At 72.2% G+C, this 10,602-nt stretch carries 7 protein-coding genes; 4 read left to right on the top strand and 3 right to left on the bottom strand.

Translation table 11 applies throughout. The features are described 5' to 3' along the window. From AAHZ94_RS19720 to AAHZ94_RS19710, 3 genes are all read right to left on the bottom strand, one after another. On the bottom strand, positions 1–468 hold a 468-nt coding region (locus AAHZ94_RS19720; protein WP_349994294.1), incomplete at its 3' end, for a hypothetical protein. 199 nt (positions 469–667) lie between these two features. Then, positions 668–1,408: a GntR family transcriptional regulator gene (locus AAHZ94_RS19715; protein ID WP_349994293.1), complete on the bottom strand. Its 741-nt coding sequence runs from the start codon at positions 1,406–1,408 to the stop codon at positions 668–670. Between the two features lie 387 nt (positions 1,409–1,795). Next, positions 1,796–3,850: a collagenase gene (locus tag AAHZ94_RS19710; RefSeq protein WP_349994292.1), complete on the bottom strand. Its 2,055-nt coding sequence runs from the start codon at positions 3,848–3,850 to the stop codon at positions 1,796–1,798. Positions 3,851–4,383: 533 nt separating this feature from the next. On the opposite strand from AAHZ94_RS19710, the gene glnA2 reads away from it, so the two are divergent. The 4 genes from glnA2 to AAHZ94_RS19690 form a co-directional block, all read left to right on the top strand. Beyond that, a complete protein-coding gene (glnA2, locus tag AAHZ94_RS19705) occupies positions 4,384–5,745 on the top strand; it encodes a gamma-glutamylpolyamine synthetase GlnA2 (RefSeq protein ID WP_349994291.1) in 1,362 nt (453 codons plus the stop codon). Positions 5,746–6,157: 412 nt separating this feature from the next. Continuing rightward, positions 6,158–7,078 (top strand): HNH endonuclease, encoded by a 921-nt coding sequence (locus AAHZ94_RS19700; RefSeq protein WP_349994290.1) that lies wholly within the window; start codon positions 6,158–6,160, stop codon positions 7,076–7,078. A gap of 185 nt (positions 7,079–7,263) precedes the next feature. Beyond that, positions 7,264–7,938, top strand: coding sequence for a pentapeptide repeat-containing protein (locus AAHZ94_RS19695; RefSeq protein WP_349994289.1), 675 nt, complete (start codon positions 7,264–7,266; stop codon positions 7,936–7,938). 255 nt (positions 7,939–8,193) lie between these two features. After that, positions 8,194–10,602, top strand: a 2,409-nt coding sequence (locus AAHZ94_RS19690) for a bifunctional [glutamine synthetase] adenylyltransferase/[glutamine synthetase]-adenylyl-L-tyrosine phosphorylase (protein WP_349994288.1), incomplete at its 3' end; no start/stop codon positions are given.

The raw sequence follows: 10,602 nt of genomic DNA, 5'->3' as shown, positions 1-10,602 counted from the left end.
GGGCTGGGAGCTGTGTAAAAGCGCCCGGGCCCGGGGGCGGCGTCGTGCGGCGGCGCTCAGCGCCAGGACGACCGTCCACGCCACCAGCACGGCGAGGCAGACGGAGAGCGGGTCCATGCCGCCCTGCCCCGGCGCGGTGAACTGGTCGGCGACCGGGGTGCCGAGCCGCGGCGGCGCGGGGTGGGCGGGTGCGCCTGCCGGCCCGGGCCGGTCGGTCCTCGCGTGGTGCGCCGCGGCCCCGGGCGCGCCGGCGGCCGGCTGCCCGTCCACGGCCACGGCCTGGTGTGCGGCCGTCAGGCCGGGCCCGCTCGCCGCCCCGTGTCCGCTCGCCGGCCCGTGCTCCGTGGGGTGGCCGATGGTGTGCATCGTGACGATGCCGAAGAGCAGGGCGGACAGCAACAGCAGCCGGGCGCACCAGGCGGTGCCCCGGCACGGGGCGTACGGCGCCGTGCGCGAGCGGGCTGACATCGCGGGTAGCTTACCCCCGCGGGGTATGCATGTCAGGGGGGTGGCGCGAGTGGTGCGGTCCGTGCGGAACGGTTCGTGCGGAGTCGTTCGTACGGGAACGGTTCGTACGGGAACGGTTCGTGCGGGAACGGTTCGTACGGAATGGCGCGGCCCGGCCCGCAGTGGTGCCGCGCCGGCCGGGCGGCGGGCGTTGAGCCGACTACCGCCGCTCGGCCCCCTGTGGACCAGGGGCCGGATGCGGAGCCGCAGTCGCAGACGCCGCCGCGCCCGCCTCCTTGTTGCGCGATGACCACAGCGAGCGGACGTGGCCCAGGTGGCGGCGCATGCACTCCTGGGCGCCCGCGGCGTCGCCCGCGATCATCAGGTCGAGCAGTTCCAGGTGCTCCTCGGCCGAGGCGATCAACTCGCCGTTGCTGTCCAGCCGGGCGAGGCCGTAGAGGCGGGCGCGCTTGCGCAGGTCACCGACGACCTCCACCAGTCGGGCGTTGCCGGCCAGGCCCACCAGTTGCAGGTGGAACCTGCGGTCCGCCTCCAGATAGCCGATCAGGTCGTGCCGGCCGGCGGCGGCCACGATCTCCTGGGCCACCGGGCGCATCGACTCCAGGTCCTCCACCGCCACGGTGCGGGTCACCCGCCCGATCGTCGGCACCTCGATGAGCTCCCGGATCTCGCTGTACTCGTCCAGGTCGCGGTCGGACAACTCGGTGATCCGAAAGCCCTTGTTCCGCACCGGCTCCACCAGGCCCTCGCGCGCGAGGGCGAGCATGGCCTCGCGGACGGGCGTCGCCGACACGCCGAGTTCGGCCGCGAGCGCGGGGGCGGAGTACACGGTTCCGGCCTGGAGCTCACCGGCGATCATGGCGGCGCGCAGGGCGTTCGCCACCTGGTCGCGCAGCCGCTCCTGGACCAAGATCAAGTTGCGTTGCCGCAGGTCAGCCACGTGGGCCTCCGTCCTAGGTTCGGCACGGAGAGTATAACTTCACATGTCATGCAGCCGGCTGGGCCGACGGGGGACCGCGCGGGGCACGGGGGCGACGGGGCGGCCGGGGTGGCCGCCGCCGACTCGTACGCGCGCGGGCGCGGTACGGGCCCAGGAGGTTCGCCAGCAGCCCCCGGCCCCGTCCCCCGTCCCCGTACGCGTACGCGCGCGGGGGAAGTCCGCCGGGTGGCCGCCGCCCGGGCGGCCCCCGAACCTCCTCAGCCTCCGAGCCCAGCCACCCGCCCCGCGCAGCCGCCGCCCCCGGCCCGTATGGGGGGACGGGCCGAGGGCGGCGGGGTCGGGAGGGCGGGAGCCGGGGCGCTTCGGTCCGGCTCCCGCCGCGTGGGGTCAGCCGGCCCGGTGGGTCGGCGCGGCGCCCGCGCTCGCGCAGCCGCCGGCCGCGCACTCGGTCAACCAGGCGTCCCAGTCGGCGTCGTAACTGCTGCCGATCGTCCGCGTCAGGTGCGCCCTGGCCGCCTGCCAGTCACCGCTGCGGTAGTGGCCGAGCACCGTGTCCACGTCGCCGCGGTGCCGCTCCAGCAGGTATCGCACCGCCAGGTAGCCCCACCGGTAGACCCGCGTGGTGTCGGCGTTCTCGTAGGTCGTGTCGAAGAGCGTGCTCAGCCGGTAGGTGTGCTTGCCGGCCTCGGTCGCCGCCTCCTGGTAGGGCAGGTTGCGGTAGGAGTACGAGACGTACTCGGCGAAGCCCTCGATCCACCACACGGTCGGCGTGCTCACCCCGGCCTCGAAGCCGCCGTGCATGTTGAAGCGGCCGTCGAGGTAGTGGGTGTACTCGTGGTTGAGGTTCCAGATCGCGAACTCCGGCCGCTGCCACTCCGCCTCGTAGGCGATGAACCGCGGCTGGTTGCCGACCTTCGACGGGTCGCCCTCCAGGTACATGCCGCCGTTGTTGGTGTCGATGCCGTAGATCGCGCCGGCGTACGTCTGGTAGTCGGTGCTGGAGTCGAAGGCCGTGACCTCGATGGTCTCGTTGTGGTCGTCGGCCACCGGGCCGCGGTCCCGGGCGACGTCGTGGAAGAACGCGTCCTGCCCGCTCAGGCTGGTGCAGGTGGCGGCCAACTGGCCGGCCGTCATGTCCTGCGCCCTGATGGTGATGCTCGGACCGCACGAGTGCCGCACCGGAAGCGCCGCGTCCGACAGTCGCTCCGGCAGGTCGCAGGTGCCGTAGTCGGCGCAGTTGGCCCCGTCGTACGCGGCGGTCATCTCCGCCACGCCGACCCACAGCGGCGCGGTGCGGCCGGTGATCTCGCTGCGCCGGAGCAGGTCCCTGGCCAGCGGCGCCACCTCGGCGCGCAGCGAGGCGTGCTGGAGGAAGCGGCCGAGTTCGCGCCCCGCGTTGGAGGTCAGATAGCTCCGCTCGCCGCCCAACAGGTCCAGGTGCGCGGCGGCGAAGTCGGACAGCGTCCGCAGCACACCCGGGTCCCGCTCGACCGCGGTCACGAACTCGGGCACCTGGTGGCCGCGGAAGAGCACCGTGTACACGTTGTTGACCGCGTTCACCATCCACCACGAGCCGTCGTACGAGGAGTCGTACGCCGTCAGCAGCCGCTCCACCACCGGCAGGTAGCGGGCGTTCTCCTCGGCGCTGTCGATCAGGACGACCGCCTCGGACAGCGTCTCGCCGTTGGCGTCGCTCACGTCACCGGAGTGCGCGGAGCCGAAGAACGCGTCGAGACCGCCCTGGATCGCCGAGCGCAGCGCGGGCCCGTACGCGCCGACGTCCTCCTGGTGGTACCAGTGCACGAAGTACCCGGCCCGCAGGAACAGCACGATCTGCGGCATCCCGGTCGAACCGTCGCCCGGATAGTCCGCCGAGCCGGCCCGCAGCGCGTTCGCGACCGTGACCATCTGCTCCTCGCGGAAGGCGCCGCGCGCATCGGAGCCGGTCAGGTTGAACAGCGTGTTGATGCAGTCGGGCGCCGCGCCCCTGACCTTCTCGACCAGAGCGGCGCCGGAGTTGCCGGTGAAGTCCGCGACGTCGCAGGCCACGCGGGCGCCCTGGCGCGCCGACGGCCGGCGCTGCGCAGCGGAGCGGGCGGCGGAGTCGGCCGGCTCGTCGTAGGAGCGGCGCAGCGCGTCCTTGCTGGCGGCCAGCGGCGGACGCTGCGACACCGGGGCCGCCGCGTCCCGTACGTGCTCGGGGTCATCGGCCTGCGCGTCGGCCGCGGCCGTGCCCTGCGGGGCTGCGCGGTGTGGGTCTGCGCCGTGCGGGTTCGCGCCCTGTGGGCCCGTGCCGGTGGGGCCCTGGGTGCGGGCGGCGGCGGGCGTGGGGGTGGCGGGAGCGGCCTGGCTCGGGGTGGCGAGCAGCCCGCCGCCCAGGCACAGCGATATCGCCAGCGCCGCCAGGGGGCCGGTGCGTCCGCGCACCGGGGTCCTTCTCATGGCAGTTGCCTCCTGTGGGGGTGGAGTTGCCGTGCGCGGGGCGCACGGGGGCACACCGCGTCCGCCGCGTCTGACATGGACACGAACGGGAGGGGTGTGCCATGTAAAATTTCACACGTCACCTCACATGGGGAAGGGGTTGGGTGGGGTGAGTTCTGTACGGGGGCTCTGCGTGTGGGGCTCCCGTGCGGTGGCTTCCGTGCGGTGGCTTCCGCCCCGCCGGGCGGGAGGGGGCGGGGGAACTCGCCGGCGAAGACGGCGCCAGCACCCGCAGCCGTCCCCGCACCGCAGCCACACCCGCCATTGCCATCTCCGTACGCCGTCTCCGTACGCCATCGCCGTCAACGAGATGGCGTAGCGCCAAGCACCTGACAAACGGGGAAAGTCACGACACCCGGGGGAACCCGTACGCGCTGGCGCAAAGCGCCGGGGCGGATGCGAAACTCAACGGAAACCCGCTGGCGTGATACTGAGGTGTCACCGGATCTGCCCAGCACCCCAGAGCGGCCGTCTGACCTGCGAGGATAGGGACTATGGACAAGCAGCAGGAGTTCGTGCTCCGCACGCTCGAAGAGCGCGACATCCGCTTCGTACGGCTGTGGTTCACCGATGTGCTCGGCTTCCTCAAGTCCGTCGCGGTGGCGCCCGCCGAGTTGGAGCAGGCGTTTGACGAGGGGATCGGCTTCGACGGCTCCGCCATCGAGGGCTTCGCCCGGGTCTACGAATCGGACATGATCGCGAAGCCAGATCCGGCCACCTTCCAGATCCTGCCCTGGCGCGCCGAGGCCCCCGGCACCGCACGCATGTTCTGCGACATCCTGATGCCGGACGGCTCACCCTCGTACGCCGACCCGCGCTACGTCCTCAAGCGCATCCTCGCCAAGACCTCCGACCTCGGCTTCACCTTCTACACCCACCCCGAGATCGAGTTCTTCCTGCTCAAGGACAAGCCGGTGGACGGCACCCGGCCGGTGCCGGCCGACTCCTCGGGCTACTTCGACCACACCCCGCAGAACGTCGGCATGGACTTCCGCCGACAGGCGATCACCATGCTCGAATCCATGGGCATCTCGGTTGAGTTCTCCCACCACGAGGGCGCCCCGGGCCAGCAGGAGATCGACCTGCGCTACGCCGACGCGCTGTCCACCGCCGACAACATCATGACCTTCCGCATCGTCATGAAGCAGGTCGCGCTGGAACAGGGCGTGCAGGCCACGTTCATGCCCAAGCCGTTCTCGGAGTACCCCGGCTCCGGCATGCACACCCACCTCTCCCTCTTCGAGGGCGACCGCAACGCCTTCCACGAGTCGGGCGCCGAGTACCAGCTCTCCAAGGTGGGCCGCTCCTTCATCGCCGGCCTGCTGCGGCACGCCGCGGAGACCTCGGCCGTCACCAACCAGTGGGTCAACTCGTACAAGCGCATCTGGGGCGGCTCCCAGCGCACCGCAGGCGCGGGCGGCGAAGCCCCCTCGTACATCTGCTGGGGCCACAACAACCGCTCCGCGCTCATCCGGGTGCCGATGTACAAGCCCGGCAAGACCGGCTCCACGCGCGTGGAGGTCCGCTCCATCGACTCGGGCGCCAACCCCTACCTCACGTACGCGGTGCTGCTGGCTGCCGGCCTCAAGGGCATCGAAGAGGGCTACGAACTCCCGGCCGGCGCCGACGACGACGTCTGGGCCCTCTCCGACTCCGAACGCCGCGCGATGGGCATCGAGCCCCTCCCACAGAACCTCGGCGAGGCCATCGCCCTGATGGAACGCAGCGAACTGGTGGCCGAAACCCTGGGCGAACACGTCTTCGACTTCTTCCTCCGCAACAAGAAGCAGGAATGGGAGGAGTACCGCAGCGAGGTGACGGCCTTCGAGCTGCGGAAGATGTTGCCGGTGCTGTAGGCGCGGGTCACGAGGCGAAGCACTCATCAGCCCTCGGGGCCGACGTTCGCAAACCCGTTGGGCCTGAGCGGTCTCGTGGGGCTGGCGCGGGGGCGGGGGGCCGGGGCCGACGGGTGCGTGCGGTTGGCCCTGCGGGATATCCCTACGACTTGGGCCTGTGCCGGGCCGCTGGATGGGGAGCTCCGGTCCGTGGCCGCCGTGGTCGTAGGCGCGGTAGCTCTCGTCGGCGCGGTTTGCGCAAGGGGTGTCGGCCAGGACCAGTGCCAGGTGGGTCAGCCGATCCGTGTGGATGCTGCGCATGCCGTCCTGCGGGTGATTGTACGGGGGGAGTGTCAGAGGTCCCCGGTACGTTTCATGAGTGGCATGTGCAGTCACTACGGCATGAGGATGCCGGGAGCACGGGGAGGCGCAGATGACGGCTTGGCTGGCACTGTTGACCGGCGAGGCCAGGGCCCGTTCCGGGGAACTGTACGACGACGTCTTGGGCGAGCACTACAGCTGGGACAGCACGGTCGTACACCACGAGAACGTCTCTCAGGGCGACGTCATCGTGATGTGGAATGGCCAGACCCTGCTGGGGATGTCCGTGATTGAGGAGATCACTAAGCAACCGGCAATGAAGGACATTCACCGGTGCCCCAAGTGCAACGACACTGAGGTCAACCCGCGTAAGACCAAACTGCCGGTCTTTCGGTGTGCACACTGCAAGCACGAGTTTGATGACCCGATTAAGGAGACCAAGTCGGTCATCGCTTACCGCGGCACGTATGGGGCCGGCTGGGTCAGCATGGAGGGCGCTCTGTCGGGCACCGAATTGCGGCAGTTGTGTGTGCACCCCAAGGCGCAGAACAGCTTCCGAATTCTGAAGCGGGACCAGGTCGAGAGCGCTTTGAAGCACAAGGGGCAGGCCCGCTCGCTCGGCGTGGTCGAGAAGACCGAGAAGGTCATCGCCGGAGGCCACGCCACGGCCCTGGTCCGCGTCCGCAAGGGGCAGGCCAGCTTCCGCAAGCAACTACTCGACACCTACGGCGAGAACTGCGCGTTCACTGGCCCTTTGCCGGCCTCCGTTCTGGAAGCCGCTCACCTCTACAGCTTTGCCAAATCCGGAGACCACAACGGCGGCGGGCTGCTCCTCCGTCGAGACCTGCACCGACTCTTCGACCTGGGCGGCATTGCGGTGAATCCTGCGACGTCGGCCCTGGACGTCGTGGCTAGCCTGCACAACTACCCAACCTATGCAGACCTCCACCAGAAGCCACTCACGGTCACGAGCTTGACCTCGAAGCAGCAGAAGTGGCTGAGGCGCCACTGGGAGATGCACCGCCAGCCCTAACGCGCTCAGGCCACTTCCTTCAAGCCCTGAGGCTGCGGGCCTTGGTGCCGGCGTGGACGCAGGCGAGTAATCCGAGTGCGGCTGTGGCCCCGGGCGTCGTTCCAGCGTTGGTAGGGGCAGGTCGTGCACCAGACTCACCAGAGCACCAACCTAAGACGAGGTCGCCCCCGCCCCCAAGGAGCACCATGGCCAGCCGCACCTTCGGCCGTACCACCGTGACCACCCCCGACCTCGATGAGCCTGGGCTTCGGCTGGCCGGGGTGGAGGCGTTGGACGGGCCGGAGGGTGTTGTGCAGGACTTTGTGTACGGGGGTGTGGAGCTGCGTTCGCTTGCGTTGAGTGGTGTGCGGCTCGTTACGGGGCGGGTCAGTGGGGTTCGCGCGCAGCGGGTCGAGTTCGACGGGGTCACGGTGCACGGGGTTGAGGTCAGCGGCAGTGACCTCGGTGCGGTTCGGTGGCGTGGGGGCAGGCTGTGCCGGGTGCACATTCGTGACTGCAAGCTCATGGGGGCCGCGCTGGAGGGCGTGGTGCTGGATGACGTGTTGTTCGAGAAGTGCCGGTTCGACTACGCCGGCTTCGCGCAGGTGCGTGCCGCCGGGCCCGTCGTCTTCGCCGGCTGTGTCCTCACCGAGGCCGCGTTCACCGGGTGCGACCTGTCCGGCGCCGTGTTCTCCGGCTGTCGGCTCGCGCTGACCGAGTTCGGCGGCGGGCGGTACCGGGGCGCCGATCTGCGGGGCAACGACCTCGCGCAGGTCCGCGGTGTCGCCCAGTTGGCCGCGGTCCGTATCGACCCCGATCAGCAGGTGGACCTGGGCCTGGCCCTCGTACGGGAACTCGGGATCGCCGTCGGGGACGCATGAGCCGCCGTCTCCCATGGGTGCCCGCCGGTCGCTGCTGGCGCCCGGTCCCGGCCCCCCGCGCCCACCCCCCCGTGACGCCACCCCACAGCCCGCGTCACCAGGGGACGCGGGGGGACACGGGAGGCCCGTGCCGCCGGCTCCGTGCCGGGCAGGTACTAAGCTCCCGTGCGGATCATGGCGAGTGGTCGTGGCACCAGGCGGCTGCACGGTGGGCGCCTGTACCGGGTGACGACCGCGCGGAAAGGCGGGTGCGCCGTGCTGCAAGGGCGACGGGACAGCCAGTACGGACGGCTGCTGCGCTACGGATTCACCGACACCGCGGCGGCCGGGCTGCTGCTGGACGCGCCCGCGCTCGCCAGCGTACGGGCCGATCCCGTGCTGCTCGACGCGCTGGGGACGACCGCCGATCCGAACCTGGCGCTGCGCGGCCTGGTGCGGCTGGCGGAGGCGCTGCCCGACGAGGAGCGGCAGACGCTGTTGACCACGGTCGTCTCGGCCAAGCCGCTGCGGGACCGGCTGCTCGGGGTGCTCGGCGCGTCCGAGGCGCTGGGCGACCACCTCGCGCGGCACCCGGGCGACTGGCACTCGCTGGTCACCTACGAATCGGCCGACCTGCACCCGACCACGGCCGAGTTCGAACAGGCGCTGGCCGACGGCGTGTGGGGCGGCGCGGACGGGCACCAGGGCAAGCCCGGGGACGGGCACCAGGGCAAACCCGGGGACGGCCACCAGGGCAAACCCGCGGACAAGCAGCCGAGCAAGCCCGACGCGCTGCGCGCCACCTACCGGCGCTGTCTGCTCGGCCTCGCCGCCCGCGACGTGTGCGGCACCACCGGCGTCGCGCAGATCGCCGCCGAACTCGCCGACCTGGCCACCGCCACCCTGCGGATCGCCCTGCGGATCGCCGCCGAGGAGGCCCCCGAGGACGCGGCTGCCTGCCGGCTCGCCGTCATCGGGATGGGCAAGTGCGGCGGCCACGAGCTCAACTACGTCTCCGACGTCGACGTCATCTTCGTTGCCGAACCGCCGCTGCAACCGGCCGCCGACGCGGCAGCCGGCGACGGCGGCTCCGGCGACGCCGAGTCGACCGCGCTGCGGGCCGCCACCCGGCTCGCCGCCCGACTGGTACGGATCTGCGGCGACGTGACCGCCGAGGGCACCATCTGGCCGGTCGACGCCAACCTCCGCCCGGAGGGCCGCAACGGCCCCCTGGTCCGCACCCTCGCCAGCCACCTCGCCTACTACCAGCGGTGGGCCAAGACCTGGGAGTTCCAGGCGCTGCTCAAGGCCCGCCCGGTGGCCGGTGACGCCGCGCTCGGGCAGGCGTACGTGGCGGCCGTCGAACCCCTGGTGTGGCAGGCCGCCGAGCGCGACAACTTCGTACCCGACGTACAGCAGATGCGCCGCCGGGTCGTCGAGAACATCCCCGCCGCCCAGGTCGACCGGGAGATCAAGCTCGGCCCCGGCGGGCTGCGGGACGTCGAGTTCGCCGTGCAACTGCTCCAACTCGTGCACGGCCGCAGCGACGCGTCCCTGCGCAGCGGCAGCACCCTGGAGGCGCTGGCCGCGCTCGCCGCCGGCGGCTACGTGGGCCGCGCGGACGCCGCCGCCCTCGACGACGCGTACCGCTTCCTCCGCGCCATGGAACACCACATCCAGCTCTACAAGCTGCGCCGCACCCACCTGGTCCCCGAGGACGAGGCCGACCTGCGCCGGCTCGGCCGCTCCCTGTCGCGGCCCTTCGACTGGCCGCGCACCGAGCCGGTGACCCGGCTGCGGCAGGAGTGGAAGCGGCACGCGCGCGAGGTGCGGCGCCTCCACGAGAAGCTGTTCTACCGGCCGCTGCTGGACGGCGTCGCCCAACTCGAACCCGGCGAGACCCGGCTCAGCTCCAAGGCCGCAGGCCAGCGCCTGGAGGCACTCGGGTACGCCGACCCGGTCGGTGCGCTGCGCCACCTGGAGGCGCTGGCCTCCGGGGTGACCCGCAAGGCCGCCATCCAGCGGACGCTGCTGCCGGTGCTGCTCGGCTGGTTCGCCGACTCCGCCGACCCGGACGCGGGGCTGCTCGGCTTCCGCAAGGTCTCCGACGCGCTCGGCAAGACGCCCTGGTACCTGCGGCTGCTGCGCGACGAGGGCGCCGCGGCCGAGAACCTGGCCCGGGTGCTGTCCGCCGGCCGGCTCGCCCCCGACCTGCTGCTGCGCGCGCCCGAGGCGGTCGCCCTGCTCGGCGACCCACAGGGGCTGCGCCCGCGCACCCGCGAGCACCTGGAACCGGAGGTGCTGGCCGCCGTCGGCCGCGCGGACGGGCCCGAGCAGGCGGTGGCTGCGGCGCGCGGCGTGCGGCGCCGCGAACTGTTCCGCACCGCGGCGGCCGACCTCATCGGCGCCTTCGCCCCGTACCACGAACACCCCGGGCACCCCGATCACGCGGGGCGCCAGGAGCCGGCGCACGGGGGCGCGGGCACCGGGCTCGCTGCGCTTCCGGCGCCCGGCGGCACCGGCGGCGGTACCGGTGTCGGCACCGGCGAGCCCGCCGCGCACGGCCCTGGCGCGGCGGCCGGCGGCGCCCCCCCCGCCGGGCTCGCCGCCGGCGCCGCCGCCCCCGCCGTCCGCGGCCCGCGCGCCGCCATCAACCCGGCCCCCCACCCCCCCCCCCGGCGCGCC

This window comes from Streptomyces sp. HSW2009 (assembly GCF_040240285.1).
GTDB lineage: Bacteria > Actinomycetota > Actinomycetes > Streptomycetales > Streptomycetaceae > Streptomyces.
Note: the sequence above shows the minus strand (reverse complement) of the source record. Positions and strands in the feature narration are given on the sequence as shown.

Coding starts and splice junctions, on each gene's coding strand:
- AAHZ94_RS19710 (WP_349994292.1), bottom strand. CDS start 3,850: ATGAGAAGGACCCCGGTGCGCGGACGCACCGGCCCCCTGGCGGCGCTG.
- glnA2 (WP_349994291.1), top strand. CDS start 4,384: ATGGACAAGCAGCAGGAGTTCGTGCTCCGCACGCTCGAAGAGCGCGAC.
- AAHZ94_RS19700 (WP_349994290.1), top strand. CDS start 6,158: ATGACGGCTTGGCTGGCACTGTTGACCGGCGAGGCCAGGGCCCGTTCC.
- AAHZ94_RS19695 (WP_349994289.1), top strand. CDS start 7,264: ATGGCCAGCCGCACCTTCGGCCGTACCACCGTGACCACCCCCGACCTC.